Below are 19,910 nucleotides of genomic sequence, written 5' to 3'. Positions count from 1 at the left end.
AATTGTTAATATCCAGCTCCGCCCTGCCTTTCTCCCTCTCCCCTCCGGGGAGAGGGCTGGGGTGAGGGACGCGGGTCTTAATAGCCCATATTTTTCTTCTTCTCTAACTCTTCTTTCGCCGTATCAGGCAGGTAGAGGGTGGACTTGGTGACCGTCACTTTCTCCGGCATCGTGCCGTCTTTCTTTAATTTCTCCAGCGCGTCGAATGCCGGACCCGCCATGTTTGGCGTCAGCTCCACGCTGGCGTTGGCTTCGCCGTCGATCATCGCTTTGTAGATGTCCGGCACGCCGTCGATAGAGCCGGTGAGGATATCTTTGCCCGGCTTCAGGCCCGCTTCTTTAATCGCCTGAATCGCACCGATCACCATGTCATCGTTGTGGGCGTAAACCATGCAGATGTTCTTGCCGTTGTTTTCAGCCTTAATGAAGCTCTCCATAACCTCTTTACCTTTACTACGGGTAAAGTCGCCGGACTGAGAGCGGATAATCTTAATGTTTGGCGCTTTCGCGATGGCTTCAGCAAAGCCTTTTTTACGGTCGATGGCCACGCTCGCCCCGACGGTACCCTGCAGCTCAACGACGTTACACGGCTTGCCGTCGACCTGCTTCACCAGCCAGTCGCCAATCAATTGCCCTTCAAGCACGTTGTTGGCGGTGACGGTGGTCATATAGAGGGATTTGTCTTTGACGTCGATGGAACGGTCGAGCAGGAAGACCGGGATCTCAGCGTCTTTCGCTTCCTTCAGGACGGGTTCCCAGCCGGTCGCCACGACGGGTGCAATAAAGATGGCATCCACGCCCTGGGCGATAAAGGAGCGCACGGCTTTGATCTGATTCTCTTGTTTTTGCTGACCATCGGCGATTTTCAGGGTTATGCCGCGTTTCTGAGCCTCGCTTTTCGCCACGTTGGTTTCAGCCGCTCGCCAGCCAGATTCAGAGCCGACTTGCGAAAAACCTACGGTTAAGGGAGCGGCCATCGCCATAGACGACATGGCTGCCGAAACTGCTGTGACCAGGAGTAAGCGCTTCCACATATGAACGTCCTCGTAGGGTGAGTTATTGTTGGTTAAAAGATGTTCTGCGGAATGACTATAGCCCATGAAATATGTAACGAATTGCGTTACATCACACTTCAGAAAAGTGAATAAAACGTTAATCACAAGTTTGTAATCGCTTTCATTTCGCCATGAAAAATGCGGCTGAGTTTATGGATTTTCCTGTCATGGAATCGGTCTGAAAAGTGGAGAAAGCGGGGAGATAAAGCGAAAACAGGCGGAGACATTCAGCGCGAGTTGGCTATAATACCTGCCACTTGTTTACCATCCATTTTAAAGGACACCGACATGAGCTTACTCAACGTCCCAGCGGGTAAAGAACTGCCAGAAGACATCTACGTAGTTATCGAAATCCCGGCTAACGCAGATCCGATCAAATACGAAGTGGACAAAGAGAGCGGCGCCCTGTTCGTAGACCGTTTCATGTCTACCGCGATGTTCTATCCGTGCAACTACGGTTACATCAACCACACCCTGTCTCTGGACGGTGACCCGGTTGACGTGCTGGTCCCAACGCCATACCCACTGGAGCCAGGCTCCGTCATTCGCTGCCGTCCAGTTGGCGTGCTGAAAATGACCGACGAATCCGGTGAAGATGCGAAGCTGGTTGCAGTACCGCACACCAAGCTGAGCAAAGAATACGATCACATCAAAGATGTGAACGACCTGCCAGAGCTGCTGAAAGCGCAGATCACTCACTTCTTCGAGCACTACAAAGACCTCGAAAAAGGCAAGTGGGTTAAAGTTGACGGCTGGGACAACGCAGAAGCAGCGAAAGCGGAAATCATCGCCTCTTTCGAACGCGCTGCTAAGAAGTAATTCTTACTGCTGATTGATGAAAGCCCCGCATGTCGGGGCTTTTTGTTGCCTTTGAAAAAGACATACACTCCTGACCATCAAGATCGTGAGCGTTATACATGCTAAGTTTCTTTCTTCAAAGCATCAAGATGGGCTACATAAAGGCGTTTGACTGTTACGGCAAAGACAGCAAATGGCAGTATCTCTGTATCATGACATTCCAGCTTGCCTGGTTTTTGTTTTACTTATGGATCCCTTATCGAAGCGATTATGCGATTCTGCTGTTTTTACTGTTTTTCCTGCCCGTCATTTCAAGCAATACGCGGTGCATAAACTACTATGGCCGTTCACGCGCCCTGTGTTTGTTATGGCTTATAGCCCCCTACATCATGCTGTTCGTTCCTCTGTTTTTAACCCGGCGCCGGGATACGGAAGAGAGTTGAAGGAACAAAAAAACAACGCCACCTCACGGTGGCGTTGTCGTTTTTCAGTACTGGTCTCTGTCTAACCAGTTACCGCTTACAATCCGCGTTAACCCTTCGACCGGACGCTGGTAGACATACATCCACGCACTTCCGTACGGCGTCTGGATCAACTGGCGCGCGTATTCACCGCCCCTGGTGCGCAAGGCATCAAGTTCGGCAAGCGTCGCGTTATCAATACGATAGACTTCACCCTGTACTGTTCCTTCGCCCGGAACCGCGCCTGGATAGTGGCCCAGGCTGTACAACTGGTAGTTCTCGATATTGTAATTCCCCAGCAGCAGGGCATTGGTCATCCAGTGACTGTTGCCTTGCCTGGTTCTTAAACTGCCGTAGACAAATATTCGCATTGCTAAAACTCAAACTGATAGAGCAGATCAAGTGCCTGGTCTACGCCGGACACTGCTTCCAGATATAGCTTAGGCATCAGGCGATAGCGTAGCGTGAGTGTTGCCAGTGAGTCAAAGATCCCCACACCATATTTTACCTGCAGACCCGGCAGTACATAGCCGCTGACCACCACCTGCGAGGAGTCACCCACGCCCTGGGTGTCCAGCGCCAGATTGCTTACGCCGAACGTCTCGCCGATTTTACCCACAACCTGCCCACTTTGTGCAACCCCCAGACCCACTAACATCGAGGTCATCGCCGCGCTGTCGCTTTGTCCGCTGTCGAGACCTTGTCCACGCAGCAGATAAGAGAGGGCTTCCTGCTGCGACATCGCCGGGTCAGAGAAGATCTCCGCCTTCGGTTCGTCGGCGGAACCGGTGACGCGAACGCCAGCAATAACGTCGTTTTCCGTCGCTTCCGGGTTACGAATCGCTTCAATGTTCAACAGGGGCTGATCCGGTGGGCCGGAGAACAGCAGCTCGCCTTTGCGAACAATCAGATCCTGACCATAGGCATGGAAACGCCCTTCAGGAATGTTGATCTGCCCGTTCAGGCCAAGCCCTTGTTTATCCTGCGCCACTTTCAGGTCGCCCGTGAGCCTCGCCTTCAGCCCAAACGCATTCAACCGCACGTTATTCCCCACGTGCACGGTAAGGTTACTATTAATCGGTATGCCAGCGCTCTTCTGTTCGACAGGTTTCAGATTTTCATTGAGCATAACTTCATCACTTGAGACGCCGACCGCACTTTCCGGCACGTCGTGAACCACGATGCGCGCCCACGGCACGTCGACGCGACCGTCAAGCGTGAAGAGGCTTGGCGTGGCTTCAAAGACCACATCAGGCGAGACGTCCAGGCGCACCATCGGCGGTACGGTGATGCGCACCTTACTGCCCTTCGCGGCAATACGGGCGCGCCAGTTGTCGAGCTGGCTCCAGTCCGCGTCACCGCTCAGGTTGATTTGCCCTTGCTGCGTCAGTACCGAGCCGCTCAGCGTCGAGCTCATGCCGTTGAAGTTCATGGCGATCTGGCTGGGCTGCATGTCAAACGGCATGAAGTTGCCGTCAATATCCACGCCGCTGAGGCGCAGCTGGCCAAACAGCTGAGGGCTTTGCGCGTTGCCGGCCAGGCGCAGGTTAGCGTTCAGCATGCCTTCGGCTTTTTCCCCACGCGCGAAAATCGGGTTCACCATCGCCAGGTTGAAGTTGCGGATGTTAACGTTGCCGCCCAGATTACGCCGTCCCTGCGGGTCGGTAATCTGGACCTGACCATCCAACTGACCGTTATTGGTCAGGCGGATTGTCCACCCCAGCTGTGCGCGATTGTTATGCAGATCGGCACTCAGGTTCAGGGTGTCGAACGCCACCGGCAGCGGCGCGTCGTTGACCTCCTGCGTCACCTTCACGTTACGCCCGGACAGCGTGACGCTACCCTGCGGCAGCCCCTCTTTGGTGGTGTCCCAGGCGACATCGGCTTTCCCACTGAAGACGCCGCTCGCCTGCGTGGTATCCGGCATAAACGGTTTTAGCATCGCCAGATCGAAGCGGTTGAGGTTGATCTGCGCGCGCCCTTCCGCGCCCGCATCGATGGTCTGCGGCACGCACAGTTCCGCATTCGGGTTGGTCCAGCAGTGCGGCCCAATGCTGATCTTCTGCTCGGCGTTGCGGTAGTCCAGAGCAATGGCGCGCGACAGCGCCAGCGGCCCGACCGGCGTATTGAAACGGGTGTTATCCAGCGTCCCTTTCCAGCGCTCCTCTTTGCGGTCGAAGCTGCCGGTCAGGTGAAGCTGGCCGGAGACCGGCTCGCCCTGCACCCGCAGCTGGAGGTCGTGCTGCTTCTCGTTCCCTTTCGCGTCCAGGGTGACCAGGCTGATGTTCACGTCCGGCTGGGAAATACGTTCCACGCGCAGGTTCAGGTTACCGCCGATCTGGTCGGTGGATTTCACATCCCCCTCCACGCGAACCCGGGCAACGCTCAACTCCTGCCAGCGCAGGCTATTGGCGGTGATATCCGCCAGCAGCTGCGGCGCGTCTACCGTGCCGCGCACCTTCACGAGCCCCTTCGCCGTACCGCCAAGCCCCGGCAGGGCGTTATCCAGATTCGGCGCGTCGATGGTGGCATCCAGATTGAGATCTTTCACCCCCAGCTCGCCTTTGATATCCGCCGTGTTGCGCCCCAGCGCCACGTGCAGGCCCGGGATAACCCACTGCAGATAGCTGTTGCCTTTCACCGAGCCTTCAACGTTTACCTTGTTCTGCTTCACGTTCCCGGTGAGCTTGATCTCCGGCACGTCCATCTGCCACGTGCCGCCGTACAGGCTGCCGCGCGTTTTAATCAGGCCATCCAGCTTCGACGGCCAGTCCGGCACCTCTTTGGCGGTGTTAATACCCGTCAGCTTCAGCTCGCCGCGCCAGCTGATCGCCTGCTGCCAGTCGAGCAGCGCGGTCAGCTCGGTTTTACCTTCCAGCGCCGCGACGGTCAGCTTGTCAAGGTTGACCTGCTGTTCGTTGCCCTTCGCATCCAGGGTGATGTTCGCGGGCGGCACGCCCTGCCCCTTCACCGCGGTGCGGAACGAGAGCGTGTAGTCGGTCATCTTGCCGCTCAGTTTCAGCTTCAGGTCATCGGCCTGGAACTGCTTTTCGCCGGTGAACGGCCAGGAAAGCTGCTTGCTGACAACCTCAAGATTGAGCGGCAGCCCGGCTTCCGCCAGCTGGGTTTGCGCACGCAGGGCCATATCCACCGGGCCGGAGAGATTCACGCCAACATCGAGCTTATCGCGCAGCGCCCCGCCCACCTTGACCTTCACTTTCTCGCCTTTCAGCGGGTCGATGTTCAGGGTGCTATTCAGCGTGATATCCACCGGCCAGCTGTCGCGCAGCAGCGCATTACCCGACGCATTCACCGAGCCCTGGTTGGTGTCGATATCCAGCGCGTCGAGCTTCATGTTGCCGTCAATGCTGCTGACCTTCAGCAGCATGTTATAGACCGTCAGGTCGGTATCGCCGGTCAGGCGCAGCTGTTCGCCTTTGAATTCCTCAATGTTAAGGTTCAGCGGCAGATGTACGTCGGTCATTTCCGGCAGCACTGGCTTCGAGAAGAGGTCTTTCAGCGTTTCGCCCAGCGGCTTCTCTTCTGGCTGCGGGTTCTGGATCTTCGGCTCGACGATCTCTTCCTGCGCCACGTCGGCCACTTTCGGCAGCGCGATCAGCAAGCCCTGCAGGGACGTTGGCGTCAGAGTGAGGTTTTTCTCCTGCCAGCGCAGGCCGGAGGTGAAATCCATCACGGACACGGTGGTGTCGTCGATTTTGATATTGACGTTATCGAGCGCCACCCGATAAAGCGCGATCGGGTACGGCGTGGAGAGATTCAGCGGGCCGCTGTCTTCTTCTTCAACCGGCGCAGACTTCGGCATTTTCTTTGAATCTATCGCCACGTTGACATCTTTTAGCGACAGATCGTTGACGCAGAGCTTGCTGTCACGCAGACAGCCCAGCTTTACCGCGAGATGGAACTCCCCGGCGTTGACCGCCACGCCCGGCTGCTCATAGCGGATGTTCTTCAGGCGCAGGTCGCGCCAGCCGCCCGTCACCTGACCAATCTCCAGCCCCGGCACCCAGCGGTTCGCGGCGTTAAACAGCAGATGCAGCCCGGTCGTCGTTCCTACCAGAAACGCCACCGTCCCGAGCAGCAGCACGATAAAGATCAGCACCCCGAGGCTTATTTTCTTCCATAAACTCATAATTCAGGCCCCAGACCGATGTAAAACTGTAATCCGTGTTCATCTTTGTCGCCGACAGGCACGGCAAAATCGAGCTTGATGGGCCCGACGGGTGACTGCCAGCGCACGCCGACGCCCGCGCCGGTTTTAAAGTCGCTGCGGCGGATATCGTTTACCGCTTCACCGCCGTCAACAAACATCGCGCCCCACCACTTTCCGCTGACGTTGTACTGGTACTCCAGCGAGCCCGTCGCCAGTTTTGACGCACCGGTCAACTGGCCCTTTTCGTTCTCAGGTGAGATCGATTTGTACTTATACCCGCGAATGCTGCGGTCGCCCCCGGCGAAGAAGCGCAGGTCCGGCGGAACGCGCTCGAAGTCTCCCGTTTCAATCCAGCCGAGATTGCCGCGCATCACAAAGCGATGTTTGTCGTACAGCGTACGGATCCAGACGTTTTGCGCCTGCATGACGGAGAAGTCCACGTCGGAGCCCCAGGCGGAGTTGGAATAATCGATGGAGTAGCGCTGCGAGTCGCCCCAGGTCGGCATCAGGCCCCCACGCGAGCGGGTACGGCTGATCATCACGCCCGGATAAAGCAGCATGGTGGTATTGGTGACGTTGGCCTGGGTAAAGTGGTCCAGGCTCCAGCGCAGGTTAATGGCGCGCTGCCAGCCGCTGGAGAGATCCCAGAAGCGGGAGACGGCAAGCGTCGTAGAGTCCTGCTTTGTGTCGTTTAAATCGGTGCGCTTAAAACCGCCCTGCAGAAGGTAATATTGCTCAAGCGGATTTTTCAGCAGCGGCATTTTGTAGCTGAAGTCCAGCTGCTGCTCGGGCGCAGAGAGGCTCAGGCTGGTGGTCAGGCTGTGACCGTACGAGTTCATCCACGGTTTTTTCCACGAGGTTTTCACGCGTGGTCCCACATCCGTCGAGTAGCCAACACCGGTCTCAATGGTGTTCTCGGTGCGCGGCGAAACAACGCCATGCAGCGGCAACACCTTGGTTTTGCGAGACTTATCAAATTCCGGCGCGACAACCACGGAGTTAAACCAGCCGGTAGCTGAGAGGCGTCGGTTCAGCTCTCCGAGGTCACTCGACTGGTAGTAATCCCCTTTTTTGAACGGCACGAGGTTTTGCAGGTACTCTTCACGAATTTGCGAACCTTCAAACGTCACGTCGCCAAAGCGGTAGCGTTCCCCGCTGTCGTAGTCGATATCCCAGAAGGCCTGACGTCGCGCCAGCGCAATGCCCAGCTGGCTTTTGTTGAACTGGCTGTCAAAGTAGCCCTTACGCAGGGAAACGCTCGTCAGCTCTTTTTTGAAATGGTCGTAGTCACCATGGTTGAGCACGGTGCCGACTTTTGGCCGCGTGCTGAGCAGGTCCAGGTAGTCCCGATCGGTACGGGCCCCGCCGCGCAGGATGACGTTCGTGCCGCCAATCAGTACCGGCTCACCGGGCGAAACGCGGGCAATGAGGACCTGGCGCCCCTTCTTTGGCGGCGGGCGAAGATCAAAATCAATGGTGGGTTCGTAATACCCCAGCGCTTTCAGCCCTTCACGGATCGCATCATCGACGCGCGCGCGAAAACGCCGGTCCGGCGTCACCTCATCACTCTGGATGGTCGATAGCTGCGCACGCACGTTTTTTTCCAGCGCCCCGGATAACCCCTCAACCTGCAAACGGACATTCGCCGCGCTGGCAATCCCGCTTGTCAGCAACACACTGACTAAACATAACTGGCGGATTTTTGTCACGTTTTCTCCTGAATATCCCTGTTTCCACCCTGGAAGCAAATGAAGTGCCGCTCCGCGGCAAAATACGGCCTGTTGGCCAAAAACCCGAATCGCGGGTTGAAAATGGGTGTAACACCCAAATATTTCTTATGATTAAATCTAGACTCATTCAGCGCATTTATTGTGTTCAATTAAACGCTTCGTGACAACCTTAACTGAAACATCGCACCCCGGGAGGCCCCATCGTGAGTTTATTCGACAAAAAGCATCTGGTTTCACAAACCGATGCATTACCGGGACGCAACACCCCTATGCCTGTGGCGACCTTACACGCCGTCAATGGCCATTCCATGACCAACGTGCCGGAGGGAATGGAAATCGCCCTGTTCGCCATGGGCTGCTTCTGGGGCGTTGAGCGCCTCTTCTGGCAGTTGCCCGGCGTTTACAGCACGGCGGCTGGCTACACGGGCGGTTACACGCCAAATCCTACCTATCGCGAAGTCTGTTCCGGCGAAACCGGGCATGCGGAAGCGGTACGCGTGGTGTACGACCCTGCGGTAATCAGCTACGAACAGCTCCTGCAGGTCTTCTGGGAAAACCATGACCCGGCGCAGGGCATGCGTCAGGGCAACGACCACGGCACCCAGTACCGTTCGGCTATCTATCCGCTCACGCCTGAGCAGGATGCCGCCGCGCGCGCCAGCCTGGAGCGTTTCCAGCAGGCCATGCGTGAAGCGGGCGATACGCGCGAGGTGACCACGGAAATCGCGACGGCGAAACCGTTCTACTACGCCGAGGACGATCACCAGCAGTACCTGCATAAAAACCCGTACGGCTACTGCGGCATCGGGGGCATCGGCGTCTGCCTGCCGCCACAGCTGGCCTGATTACTCATCCAGCGCCACGCGAGCCGCGTGGCGCGTGGCGTTACTGACCGAACCGTAATCCATCACTTTGCCCTGTAACAGCAGGTTAAAGACCGCTGCCTGCGGTCGGTTGAGCCGCGTTTGCAGCAGGTGAACAGCCTCAATCCCCAGCTCGCGGCAGGGCACCGTGACGCCGGTGACCGGTTTTTCCAGACGGTGCGCTAAATTCCATGCAAAATCGGTCGTAATCAGCGAAATGTCTTCCGGAATGCGCAGCCCGTGGCGCGTTAACACCCTCACCACCCCTTCCACCATGCGGGTACTGTTCGGGAAAATCACCTCCGGCCACTGGGATCGGTCATGACTCACTAACCACGCATCCAGCGCCTGCTCGGCCTCTTCCGCGGTAAACCACTCCGTCACGAGCAAATCGCGCTGCGGGTCAAAGGCGACGTGAAAATGGCGATACGCCTCTTTGATACCGTCCAGACGCGCGTACAGCGTATCCCGACGCAGGCAGGTAAGCGTGAGCACGCGGCGATGACCCTGCTCGAAAAGGTACTGCATGGCGGTGAAGCCAATCGCCCGGTGATCGGGCGACACGGCATCCAGCACCCGATCCCGATCGACGGAATTAATCAACACGCAGGGCTTATTCAGCGTGCTGGCCAGTTTAAATATGGTGGAATCATCAGTGCCAATAATAATTATCGCGTTGATATTCTTATGACTAGCCTTTTCCATAAAGACTTTCACATCGGCGTGCTGTTCTTCTAAACCACAGCACGTGACCCACACATTATGCCGCGCGCAGGCTTCCGCAATTCCTTTCGTCACTTCCAGATAAAAAATATCCCCGCGTCCCTGAAAGGTTCTTTCCGGCGCAAAAACAGCGATTCCGTTAATTAGTAGTCTTCCGCTCGCCATGGACTCCAGTACCCCTAATTCTCGCGCGGTGCGAACAATCGCCTCCCTGGCTTTATCGCTGGTGTAAGACTTGCCGCTTAATACCCGCGAAACCGTGCTGACGGAATAGCCCGTCAGGGCCGCAATTTCCTCCATTTTTAACTTGCCCGGCATAGTGTGACCTCGCTCTCATTCAGTTTTTGCAAATATTTGCAGAAACAGTCCGTTGATTTTAAAACTAAATTTCAGAAATCCTGGAGATTACTTAATCACCTTGCGAGTATTCTCACAAAAACACATTGTCGCTGCGGCTCCCCTTTCCTATTTTCCGGTCATCACTCATTTCAACTGAAATTAAGGTGTGACATGGAGAAGGTACGTTTTGGCATTATTGGAATAGGGAATATCGGTACGGTTCATGCGCGTTATTTACTGGCGGGTACGGTCAGCGACGCCTGCCTGGCGGCGGTTTGTGATAATGCACCGGAAAAGCATCCGGCTATTCGCCAGCTGGTCGGCACCCTCCCCTTATTCAGCGACGCGCAGGAGATGATCCAGAGCGGGCTTATCGACGCGGTGATTGTCGCTACGCCGCATTACGAGCATCCGCGCCTGTCGATGCTGGCGATGCGCAACGGCATCCACACCCTGTGTGAAAAACCGGCGGGCGTGTATACCGCCCAGGTACAGGAGATGAACGCCTGCGCCCAGGCGTGCGATGTGGTGTTCGGCATTATGTACAACCAGCGCCCGAACCCGCTCTACCAGAAGGTGAAAGATCTGATCGACAGCGGCGAGCTGGGTGAGATCCGCCGCTCCAACTGGATCATCACCAACTGGTATCGCTCGCAGAGCTATTACAACTCCGGCGGCTGGCGCGCCACCTGGAAAGGAGAAGGCGGCGGCGTGCTGCTCAACCAGGACCCGCACCAGCTCGATCTCTGGCAGTGGCTGGTCGGTATGCCGGTCCGCCTGCGCGCATTCTGCCAGTTCGGCAAGAATCGCGATATCGAAGTGGAAGACGACGTCACCGCCTATGCCGAATATGCCAACGGCGCGACGGGCGTGTTCATCACCACCGTGGCGGAAACGCCGGGAACCAACCGGCTGGAAATCGTCGGCGATCGCGGCAAGGTGGTCGTCGAAGAGGGCAAGCTGCGCTACTGGCGGCTGCGGGAATCTGAAACCGCCTTCAACGCCCGCTGGCAGAACGGTTTTGGCGAGCCTGAATGCTGGGAGGTCACGCTTCCCGTCGCCCCGGAATGCAGCGAACACCACGTCATTACCGCCAACTTCTGTGCCGCCATCCTGCGCGGCGAACCGCTCATTGCGCCGGGTCTGGAAGGGATCCGCGGGTTGACGCTCTCCAATGCCATGCACCTCTCCACCTGGACCGACGACTGGGTCGAACTCCCGCTCAACGAAAAACAGTATCTGCGCCTGCTTCAGCAGCGCATCAGCACCTCAGTGGCTAAAGAGACAGCCAGCGTCACGCTGGATGCCTCCGGCACCTGGTAACTCCGGAGAAGAAACGATGTTAAATGTCGCTATCGTGGGAACAGGGAATATCTCGCACAACCATATTCAGGGCTATTTGCAGTTTGGTCAGCGCTGCCGGATCGTCGCGCTGGTGGATATCTACCCGGAAAAAGCCCACGAGAAAAAAACGCGCTACGGCCTGACGGACGCCCACGTGTATGACAGCCACCAGCAGATGCTGGCGTCAGAGCCGGATATCGATATCGTCGACGTCTGCACGCCGCCCTACGTCCACGCAGAGATCGGCATTGATGCCCTGAACGCGGGCTGCCACGTGCTGTGCGAAAAACCGATGGCCGCCTCGCTGGAGGAGTGCGACGCGATGATCGCCGCACAAAAGGCCAGCGGCAAAACGCTCTCCATCATTGCCCAAAACCGCTTTACCGATGCCTTCTGGCGCTTAAAAGCAGCGCTGGATTCGGAGCTTGCGGGCAAGGTTTGCCACGCGCAGGTGGACTCCTTCTGGTGGCGCGGACACTGCTACTACGACCTGTGGTGGCGCGGCACCTGGGAAAAAGAGGGCGGCGGCTGCACCCTTAACCACGCGGTTCACCACATCGACGCCATTCAGTGGATGCTCGGCTTCCCGTCCGAGGTGGTGGCGATGATGACCAACGTGGCGCACGACAACGCTGAAGTCGAAGACCTCAGCGCCGCGATCTTCAAATACCCGAGCGGCGCGCTCACCCAGCTTACCGCCTCGGTCGTGCACCACGGGGAAGACCAGAAAATCATTATTCAGGGTGACAAGGCACGTATCTCTGCGCCGTGGCAGGCCTTTGCCAGCGTCAGCGCCGATAACGGCTTCCCGCAGGAAACCCACGACCAGCAGCGAGAAGCGCAGCTCAACGCCGTTTTTCAGGAGACGCCGAAGCTCGAGTGGACGCTGCACACCGGGCAGATTAATGACCTGCTTTCCGCCATTGAGCACGGCACGGCGCCGTTAGTGGATGGCCTGCAGGGCAAACGCTCGCTGGAGCTGATTACCGCGATCTACAAATCCGCCATTACCCGCACCGTGGTCTCGCTGCCGATTCAGCGCGATGACCCGTTTTACCGTACCGGCGGGACGAATGCCCTCGCCCCCCGTTTTTATGAAAAATCCGCAAGCGTCGCCAACTTCAGCGAAGTGGGTGCGATCCCCCTTGGCAAAGATCTGGATTAAGGAGTGACACCATGAACAAAAATGACGGAATGAACTACGCCCCGGTGGGTAAACCCCAGCCGGTTGTCCGCGAGGGGGAATTTGTTTTTGCCGCTGCCGCGCTCGACCACGGCCATATCTACGGGATGAGTAACGGGCTGATTGAAGCCGGAGCCACCCTGAAGTGGGTGTACGATCCCGATCCGGCCAAAGTGGATAAATTCATCCAGCAATACCCGCAGGCAAAAGTGGCGGAGTCGCTGGAGGTGATACTCAACGACGACGAGGTGCGTCTGGTGGCCGGTGCGGCCATCCCCTCCGAGCGCTGTGCGCTGGGGCTGAAAGCCATGGCCGCAGGCAAGGACTACTTCACGGATAAAGCGCCGCTCACCACTCTTGAACAGCTGGCGGATGCCAAAGCGATGGTTGAGAAAACCGGGCGGAAATACGCCGTGTACTACAGCGAACGCCTGCACGTCGAGAGCGCGGTGTTTGCCGGACAGCTGGTGCAGCAGGGGGCCATTGGCCGCGTGGTGCAAACCCTGGGAACCGGCCCGCACCGGGAAGGGGCCGGCCGCCCGGACTGGTTCTACGATCGTCGCTATTTTGGCGGCATTCTGTGCGACATCGGCAGCCACCAGATTGAGCAATTTCTGTTTTACACGGGCAACAGTGAGGCATGCGTGGTCGCCAGCCAGGCACGCAATTTCAACCATCCGCAGCATCCGGCATTTGAAGATTTCGGCGACGCGACGATCAGAGGCGAAAACGGCGCCAGCGGCTATTTCCGCTGCGACTGGTTCACCCCGGACGGGCTCTCAACCTGGGGCGACGGCCGTCTGACGCTGCTCGGCACCGACGGGTATATCGAGATCCGCAAATATGTCGATCTCACCCGCGGCGAGCAGGACGTGGTTTATCTCGTCAATAAAGAGGGGGAATTCCGCTATCCGGTCGCCGGACAGGTCGGGTTCCCGTTCTTTGGCGAACTGATCCTCGACTGTCTGCATCGTACCGAAAACGCCATGACGCAGGCGCACGCCTTCAAAGCGGCGGAGCTCTGCGTGAAGGCCCAGATGCAGGCCAACGCGACGGAATAACGGGAGGCGACAATGACGATCCTGAACACGGCGGTTATCGGTGCCGGGGCGATTCACGGCTGCCATGTGAATGCGTTGCGCCTGCTCCCCAACGTCGCGCTACGCGCGCTGGTGGACATCGACAGCGTCAAAGGGCTGGAGCTGGCAATGCGCTATCAGTGCCGCTTCTATCAGGATTACCGGGAAATGCTGCTGGATGATGCCATCGACGTGGTCCACATCTGCACGCCGCATTTCGAGCATAAGAACATGATCCTGGCGGCGCTCGCCGCCGGGAAGCATGTTTTCTGCGAAAAACCGGTGGGCATGAACAGCAGCGAACTCGTGGACATCACCCGCGCCGCCGAACAGGCGTCGGGTCTGCTCGGCGTGTGCTACCAGAACCGCCTCAACCCCACCAGCCTGCGCATTCGCCAGATGCTGGAGGACGGCGGGCTGGGAAAAATGCTCAGCATTAAGGCCGTGCTGACGTGGTCACGCTCGGGCACGTACTACACCGAAAGCCCGTGGCGCGGGCGGCTGGCAACGGAGGGTGGCAGCCTGCTGATCAACCAGGCTATTCATACCCTCGACCTGATGCAGTGGTTCGCCGGCGGCGTAACGCGCGTGAAAGGCGTGGTGGACAGCGGCGAGCTGGCGGACGTGACCGAAGGGGAAGACAGCGCGATGGCCACGCTGCATTTTGCCAACGGCGCGCGCGGCCTGTTTTACGCCAGCAATTGCAATACCACGGATTCCCCCCTCTGGCTTGAAATCCACTGCGAACGGGGCTCACTGCTGCTCAGTGACAACGCGCTCTGGCGTATTACCCCTGGCGAGCGCCTCAGGCTGGCCAGCGATAACTCCCCTGACGGCCAGATCAAAAGCTACTGGGGATTGGGGCACGAGCAGGCGATCCGCCGTTTTTATCATGCTATTTCTCATCCCGGAAACACGGATTACACCGACATCCGTGAAGCCGGACACTCACTCAAGCTTGTGGAGGCTATTTACCGCTCATCTCAGTTAAGACAATGGATAGATATCAATAACTAGAACGTAATTTGTATTCCAGCACTTAATAAAAAACGACCCGAGAAAACGGGTTAATCATTACCCTACACTGGATATTATTATGGTCAAACCAACTGAACGTAGAGTGGGTTATGGCGTGGCGCTCGGCTACGGCGTAACCGATCTTTTTGGCGGGGGTGCGTTTACCATTATCGGCACCTGGCTGTTATTTTTTTACACCACCTATTGCGGACTCTCAGTCATTGAAGCGGGATCTATATTCGCTATTGCCCGCGTGATTGATGCGCTATTAAGCCCGATTATGGGCTATATCACCGATAACTTCGGGGATACCTGGCTCGGGCGTAAATTTGGTCGTCGCCGCTTCTTTTTATTACTCAGCTCACCGCTCATGTTTTTGTATGCCCTGCTGTGGATGACGGACATGGGTTACTGGTACTACCTGGGCACTTACCTCTCTATTGAGCTGCTGTCGGCGATGGTGCTGGTACCCTGGGAGACCCTGGCGGCTGAGATGACGAACCGGTATGAAGAGCGTAGCCGCCTCTCAGGCGTGCGGATGATCTGCTCCCAGCTGGGCGGTTTTCTTGCGGTTTCCGTTCCCGGCGTGATTATGCAGTTTACGGGTAAAGATAATCCCTTTACCTATACCCTCACCGGGCTGATATTTTCCTGCGTGTTCTGCCTTGCGGTATTTATTACCTGGTACACCACCTGGGAAGCGAAGGATGTGCAGCAGGAATCCAGTTTTAAAGTGGACAACCAGCGCAGCGGCGGGCTACTGAATCACCTGAAATATCTGGTGCTGGATCTCTTTTCTTCATTCCGTATTCGCGCGTTCCGCCTGCATATCATTATTTACATCTTTTCGTTCACGGCGATGGACGTGTTCGGTTCGGTCTTTACCTATTACGTCGTGTATTGCCTGAGCCAGGATGCCTCGGCGGTTTCCGGCTGGCTGAGCATTGCGGCCTTCGCCTCGGTACCCGGCACCTATGGATTTATGCTGTTGCTGAACCGGCTGAACGTCACGCCGTCTGCCGCCCTGCGGCTCTCCTACGGCTGTATCTTCCTGGTGCTGGCCTTCCTGTTTACGGTCTACCTCACCAAAACGCAGGTCCCGACGCTGTTGTTCTCGGCGGTCTTTGTCCTGTTGGGTGCCGCCCGCGCGGGCCTCTATTATATTCCGTGGAACATTTACAGCTTCATTCCGGATATCGATGAGATGGTGACGCAGCAGCGCCGCGAAGGGATTTTTGCCGGCGTGATGGTCCTGACCCGTAAGAGCACCGTGGCGATTGCCATCATGATCATTGGCCTGGTGCTGCAGGAGTCCGGCTTTGTGAAGGGCAGCGGCGCGCAGCCTGAAAGCGCGCTGGGGGCAATTATCGGCCTGATGATCTTCGCGACGGCAGCCCTGCTGGCGGTCAGCTTCTTCACCACCTACAGGTTTAAGCTCACCCGTGAGACGCACAAGCTGCTTCTGAAGGAGATTGCGCGCCGTAAGCTGGGTGGGGATTACCGCGACTGCGACGCCGGGACCCGCGTGGTGATCAAGCAGCTCACGGGCTATGAGTATGACCAGGTGTGGGGAGGCGATGCCACCCGTCGGGCGGTGGGCGATGTCCGCCTGTCTACCGTGAAATAACGCGATGTACCGGACAGCGCCCGCTGTCCGGTCTGTTTTATGCCAAAAATGTGACCTCTGGCAGATTTACATCTCTTTACGCTATACTACCCGCTGAAATAATCGGCTCAACGCTACGAGCTGACGTTCAATGTGTTTTCACACAAATGGTATCAATTCCCCTTCTGAGGATCTGGCGAGAAGCCGGATAAACTATGTTAAACAGTATTTTAGTAATACTTTGTCTGATTGCCGTCAGTGCATTTTTCTCGATATCTGAGATCTCGCTGGCCGCGTCCCGTAAAATCAAACTGAAGCTGCTTGCCGATGAAGGCAACATCAATGCCACCCGCATTCTGAAAATGCAGGAAAACCCCGGCATGTTCTTCACCGTGGTGCAGATCGGCCTCAACGCGGTCGCCATTCTCGGCGGTATCGTGGGCGATGCGGCGTTTTCCCCGGCGTTTTATAGCCTCTTTGTTAAGTACATGTCCGTTGAGCTGGCCGAACAGCTGAGCTTTATCCTCTCCTTCTCGCTGGTCACCGGCCTGTTTATCCTCTTTGCCGACCTGACCCCGAAACGCATCGGTATGATTGCGCCAGAAGCTGTGGCTTTGCGTATCATCAACCCGATGCGCTTCTGTCTGTACGTGTTTCGTCCGCTGGTGTGGTTCTTCAACGGCCTGGCGAACGTGATTTTCCGCATCTTTAAGCTGCCGATGGTGCGTAAAGACGACATCACCTCTGACGACATTTATGCGGTCGTGGAAGCCGGCGCGCTGGCCGGTGTGCTGCGCAAGCAGGAGCACGAGCTGATTGAGAACGTATTTGAACTGGAATCCCGTACCGTGCCGTCTTCCATGACGGGCCGTGAAAGCATTATCTGGTTCGATTTACATGAAGATGAGCAGAGCCTGAAGAACAAAGTGGCGCAGCATCCGCACTCCAAGTTCTTGGTCTGTAATGAAGATATCGACCACATCATCGGTTACGTCGACTCCAAAGACCTGCTGAACCGCGTGCTGGCGAACCAGAGCCTGGCGCTCAACAGCGGCGTGCAGATCCGCAATACCCTGATTGTGCCGGACACCCTGACGCTCTCAGAAGCGCTGGAAAGTTTCAAAACCGCCGGGGAAGACTTCGCGGTTATCATGAACGAATACGCGCTGGTGGTGGGTATTATCACCCTGAACGACGTGATGACCACGCTGATGGGCGACCTGGTTGGCCAGGGGCTGGAAGAGCAGATTGTTCAGCGTGACGATAATTCATGGCTGATTGATGGCGGCACGCCGATTGAAGACGTGATGCGCGTGCTGGATATCGACGAGTTCCCGCAGTCCGGCAACTACGAGACCATCGGCGGCTTTATGATGTTTATGCTGCGTAAGATCCCGAAACGTACCGACTCAGTGAAGTTCTCCGGCTACAAGTTTGAGGTGGTGGATATTGATAACTACCGCATCGACCAGCTGCTGGTGACGCGCATCGACAACAAACCGACCGTACTGGTGCCGAAGCTGCCGGACGCGGAAGAGAAGGTGTCGGCGTAACGTTCCAGCCCCCAGAAACATCAACGGCTCCCATCGGGAGCCGTCTTTTTAACTACTGCATAGCACGTTGGTTAAGCCATCTCAGTCTGCAGACGCATAACCTGACGGTTGACTTCGGACATCACAGACAGGTGCTGTTTGTCCTTCACTTTTGGGACAAGGATCTTGCCCTTATCAAACTCAAAAGCGCCAACATCCTTGATATACAACCGTCCACGGAACAGGATCTTCACGTACTTCGCCACTTGAAGCGGGTTGTAGCGTTGGAAAATTTTCATTCTTGTATCTCCTGCGAATCATACGCTCTTGCGGTGCCACAATCGGCCCGACTGTCCTGAGCGCAAATTTTAATGCCCAATGACTATAGACCAGAACTACGGTGTTACCCAGTGTGCATAAGTTTATTTACCGTTTGATTACAATTATTCAGAATAATCTTTGCAAAGCGTGACTGAGAGCAGTATAAGCCGTCGTTTTTTCATGGATATGTGCGTTCACCCGCAAACTGGCATCGGGATTGCGGGAAAACCACATTGATCGCACTTATCATTAAAAGCGCAAGACCAAGTGGTCGGATCACCTGCAAACAATAAGGAAACGCCATGACCCTACGTAATATCCTTGCAGCAGCCTGCCTGCTGCTGCCCCTGTGGGCTTCCGCTCACAGTATTGAAAAAGGACAACGTGTACCGCCAGTCGGCATTGCTGACCGGGGAGAATTGATTCTCGACAATGATAAGTTTAGCTACAAAGCCTGGAATAGCGCGCAGCTCGCGGGCAAAGTGAGAGTTGTACAACATATTGCCGGTCGTACATCCGCAAAAGAGAAAAATGCCAACCTGGTGGAAGCGATCAAGGCCGCAAAATTCCCTCACGACCGCTACCAGACCACCACGATCGTGAATACCGATGACGCCATTCCGGGCTCCGGGATGTTTGTGCGCTCAAGCCTTGAGAGCAATAAAAAGCTCTACCCGTGGTCGCAGTTTATCGTCGACAGCAACGGCGTCACCCGTAAGGCCTGGCAACTGGAAGAAGAGAGCTCCGCCATTATCGTGCTGGATAAAGAAGGTCGCGTTCAGTGGGTGAAAGACGGGGCGTTAACCCAGGAAGAGGTGCAGCAGGTTGTCGACCTGCTGCATAAGCTGTTGGCTCAATAAATCGAGACGCGGAAGCCGGGGTTGAGGAAGGATTCGCGCGGGGTATAGTCCAGCGGCTTGCCCTGCCAGTCATGAACATGCGCCCCGGCTGCCGCGGCAACGGCATGCCCGGCGGCGGTATCCCAGACGTTGGTTGGCCCGAAGCGGGGGTAGAGCTGCGCATGGCCTTCCGCTACCAGGCAGAATTTCAGCGATGAGCCAATCGAGGTGGTCTGGTGTTCACCCAGCTGTTGCAGATACTCCTGCAGCTCGCTGTCGCTGTGCGAGCGGCTAATCACCACCAGCGGTGGACGCGCATCGCGCACCTGGATCTGCTTGCGCACGCCGCACTCTTCCTTCCACGCCTTCCCTTCTGCGGCGCTGTACATCACTTTCATGACCGGCGCATAGACCACGCCCAGCACCGCTTTTCCCTTTTCAATCAGGGCGATATTGACGGTGAATTCACCGTTGCGCTTGATGAACTCTTTTGTCCCGTCCAGCGGATCGACCAGCCAGTAGCGCTGCCAGTGCTGACGCTCCTCCCAGCTTTGCGGCGCTTCTTCTGACAGGACGGGGATGTCCGGCGTTAAGGCCTGTAACCCTTTCAGGATCACCTTATGCGCCGCAATATCTGCCGCCGTGACCGGAGAGTCGTCGGCTTTGCTGACCACCTCCATAGGTTTACTACCGTCATACACCTGCATGATGGCATCTCCCGCATCCCGTGCGAGCTGACAAATTTTATCTAGCATTTTCCACCTCTTTGTTAACGCAGTGAGGTTAACTCTTTGTTTTAGTTATATCGTAATGTGAACAATTCCGCTATCTGTGAAGCAATTCCGGTTT

16 protein-coding genes are annotated in these 19,910 nt (G+C 56.6%); 9 read left to right on the top strand and 7 right to left on the bottom strand.

Annotation, left to right across the window (positions count from 1 at the left end):
• Positions 1–77 precede the first annotated feature (77 nt).
• Entirely contained in the window at positions 78–1,034 is a 957-nt protein-coding gene (gene ytfQ, locus GXP72_RS02445; RefSeq protein WP_208763444.1) for a galactofuranose ABC transporter substrate-binding protein YtfQ, read from the bottom strand.
• A gap of 309 nt (positions 1,035–1,343) precedes the next feature.
• Between ytfQ and ppa the strand changes: the two genes are divergently transcribed.
• On the top strand, positions 1,344–1,874 hold the full coding sequence (ppa, locus tag GXP72_RS02440) for an inorganic diphosphatase (RefSeq protein ID WP_010427397.1): 531 nt from the start codon (positions 1,344–1,346) through the stop codon (positions 1,872–1,874).
• A 466-nt stretch (positions 1,875–2,340) separates the two neighbouring features.
• Here ppa and GXP72_RS02435 read toward each other — a convergent pair whose 3' ends face one another.
• The 3 genes from GXP72_RS02435 to tamA are packed head-to-tail and all read right to left on the bottom strand — an operon-like array spanning position 2,341 to position 8,194.
• A complete protein-coding gene (locus GXP72_RS02435) occupies positions 2,341–2,685 on the bottom strand; it encodes a gamma-glutamylcyclotransferase (protein WP_024907288.1) in 345 nt (114 codons plus the stop codon).
• A 2-nt stretch (positions 2,686–2,687) separates the two neighbouring features.
• On the bottom strand, positions 2,688–6,464 hold the full coding sequence (tamB, locus tag GXP72_RS02430; RefSeq protein ID WP_208763443.1) for an autotransporter assembly complex protein TamB: 3,777 nt from the start codon (positions 6,462–6,464) through the stop codon (positions 2,688–2,690).
• Positions 6,461–8,194 carry an autotransporter assembly complex protein TamA gene (tamA, locus tag GXP72_RS02425; protein WP_024907290.1) on the bottom strand — a complete coding sequence of 578 codons (1,734 nt, stop codon included), beginning with the start codon at positions 8,192–8,194 and terminating at the stop codon, positions 6,461–6,463. The genes tamB and tamA overlap by 4 nt, the downstream gene beginning before the upstream one ends.
• 224 nt (positions 8,195–8,418) lie before the next feature.
• Here tamA and msrA point away from each other — a divergent pair, with 224 nt between their 5' ends.
• Entirely contained in the window at positions 8,419–9,060 is a 642-nt protein-coding gene (gene msrA, locus GXP72_RS02420) for a peptide-methionine (S)-S-oxide reductase MsrA (RefSeq protein WP_048989437.1), read from the top strand.
• Here the strand turns inward: msrA and GXP72_RS02415 are convergent, their stop codons facing one another.
• Positions 9,061–10,119, bottom strand: a complete 1,059-nt coding sequence (locus tag GXP72_RS02415) for a LacI family DNA-binding transcriptional regulator (RefSeq protein WP_024907292.1) — start codon at positions 10,117–10,119, stop codon at positions 9,061–9,063.
• Between the two features lie 192 nt (positions 10,120–10,311).
• On the opposite strand from GXP72_RS02415, the gene GXP72_RS02410 reads away from it, so the two are divergent.
• From GXP72_RS02410 to GXP72_RS02385, 6 genes are all read left to right on the top strand, one after another.
• A complete protein-coding gene (locus GXP72_RS02410) occupies positions 10,312–11,463 on the top strand; it encodes a Gfo/Idh/MocA family oxidoreductase (RefSeq protein WP_208763442.1) in 1,152 nt (383 codons plus the stop codon).
• A 16-nt stretch (positions 11,464–11,479) separates the two neighbouring features.
• Entirely contained in the window at positions 11,480–12,649 is a 1,170-nt protein-coding gene (locus tag GXP72_RS02405; RefSeq protein WP_208763441.1) for a Gfo/Idh/MocA family oxidoreductase, read from the top strand.
• A gap of 11 nt (positions 12,650–12,660) precedes the next feature.
• A complete protein-coding gene (locus GXP72_RS02400) occupies positions 12,661–13,728 on the top strand; it encodes a Gfo/Idh/MocA family oxidoreductase (RefSeq protein ID WP_048989441.1) in 1,068 nt (355 codons plus the stop codon).
• Between the two features lie 12 nt (positions 13,729–13,740).
• On the top strand, positions 13,741–14,763 hold the full coding sequence (locus GXP72_RS02395) for a Gfo/Idh/MocA family oxidoreductase (RefSeq protein WP_048989442.1): 1,023 nt from the start codon (positions 13,741–13,743) through the stop codon (positions 14,761–14,763).
• Positions 14,764–14,842: 79 nt separating this feature from the next.
• Complete coding sequence (locus tag GXP72_RS02390) at positions 14,843–16,390, top strand: MFS transporter (RefSeq protein WP_048989443.1); 1,548 nt, start codon at positions 14,843–14,845, stop codon at positions 16,388–16,390.
• A 194-nt stretch (positions 16,391–16,584) separates the two neighbouring features.
• Entirely contained in the window at positions 16,585–17,922 is a 1,338-nt protein-coding gene (locus tag GXP72_RS02385; protein ID WP_023310162.1) for a hemolysin family protein, read from the top strand.
• 71 nt (positions 17,923–17,993) lie between these two features.
• Here GXP72_RS02385 and GXP72_RS02380 read toward each other — a convergent pair whose 3' ends face one another.
• Entirely contained in the window at positions 17,994–18,200 is a 207-nt protein-coding gene (locus GXP72_RS02380) for a DUF1107 domain-containing protein (RefSeq protein ID WP_008501430.1), read from the bottom strand.
• A 324-nt stretch (positions 18,201–18,524) separates the two neighbouring features.
• Here GXP72_RS02380 and GXP72_RS02375 point away from each other — a divergent pair, with 324 nt between their 5' ends.
• Entirely contained in the window at positions 18,525–19,082 is a 558-nt protein-coding gene (locus GXP72_RS02375) for a YtfJ family protein (RefSeq protein ID WP_032651402.1), read from the top strand.
• On the opposite strand, the gene cysQ is transcribed toward GXP72_RS02375, so the two are convergent.
• Positions 19,076–19,816 (bottom strand): 3'(2'),5'-bisphosphate nucleotidase CysQ, encoded by a 741-nt coding sequence (gene cysQ, locus GXP72_RS02370; protein WP_024907298.1) that lies wholly within the window; start codon positions 19,814–19,816, stop codon positions 19,076–19,078. The two genes, GXP72_RS02375 and cysQ, sit on opposite strands and share 7 nt — an antisense overlap.
• Positions 19,817–19,910: the final 94 nt, after the last annotated feature.

The organism is Enterobacter sp. SES19 (assembly GCF_011765665.1).
Lineage (GTDB): Bacteria > Pseudomonadota > Gammaproteobacteria > Enterobacterales > Enterobacteriaceae > Enterobacter > Enterobacter pseudoroggenkampii.
Note: the sequence above shows the minus strand (reverse complement) of the source record. Positions and strands in the feature narration are given on the sequence as shown.

What these genes read in the sequence shown, in the direction of transcription:
- GXP72_RS02415 (WP_024907292.1), bottom strand. Translation starts at nt 10,119, where the DNA reads ATGCCGGGCAAGTTAAAAATGGAGGAAATTGCGGCCCTGACGGGCTAT.
- GXP72_RS02435 (WP_024907288.1), bottom strand. Translation starts at nt 2,685, where the DNA reads ATGCGAATATTTGTCTACGGCAGTTTAAGAACCAGGCAAGGCAACAGT.
- ppa (WP_010427397.1), top strand. Translation starts at nt 1,344, where the DNA reads ATGAGCTTACTCAACGTCCCAGCGGGTAAAGAACTGCCAGAAGACATC.
- GXP72_RS02385 (WP_023310162.1), top strand. Translation starts at nt 16,585, where the DNA reads ATGTTAAACAGTATTTTAGTAATACTTTGTCTGATTGCCGTCAGTGCA.
- GXP72_RS02395 (WP_048989442.1), top strand. Translation starts at nt 13,741, where the DNA reads ATGACGATCCTGAACACGGCGGTTATCGGTGCCGGGGCGATTCACGGC.
- tamB (WP_208763443.1), bottom strand. Translation starts at nt 6,464, where the DNA reads ATGAGTTTATGGAAGAAAATAAGCCTCGGGGTGCTGATCTTTATCGTG.
- ytfQ (WP_208763444.1), bottom strand. Translation starts at nt 1,034, where the DNA reads ATGTGGAAGCGCTTACTCCTGGTCACAGCAGTTTCGGCAGCCATGTCG.
- GXP72_RS02405 (WP_208763441.1), top strand. Translation starts at nt 11,480, where the DNA reads ATGTTAAATGTCGCTATCGTGGGAACAGGGAATATCTCGCACAACCAT.
- GXP72_RS02390 (WP_048989443.1), top strand. Translation starts at nt 14,843, where the DNA reads ATGGTCAAACCAACTGAACGTAGAGTGGGTTATGGCGTGGCGCTCGGC.
- GXP72_RS02410 (WP_208763442.1), top strand. Translation starts at nt 10,312, where the DNA reads ATGGAGAAGGTACGTTTTGGCATTATTGGAATAGGGAATATCGGTACG.
- GXP72_RS02380 (WP_008501430.1), bottom strand. Translation starts at nt 18,200, where the DNA reads ATGAAAATTTTCCAACGCTACAACCCGCTTCAAGTGGCGAAGTACGTG.
- cysQ (WP_024907298.1), bottom strand. Translation starts at nt 19,816, where the DNA reads ATGCTAGATAAAATTTGTCAGCTCGCACGGGATGCGGGAGATGCCATC.
- GXP72_RS02400 (WP_048989441.1), top strand. Translation starts at nt 12,661, where the DNA reads ATGAACAAAAATGACGGAATGAACTACGCCCCGGTGGGTAAACCCCAG.
- GXP72_RS02375 (WP_032651402.1), top strand. Translation starts at nt 18,525, where the DNA reads ATGACCCTACGTAATATCCTTGCAGCAGCCTGCCTGCTGCTGCCCCTG.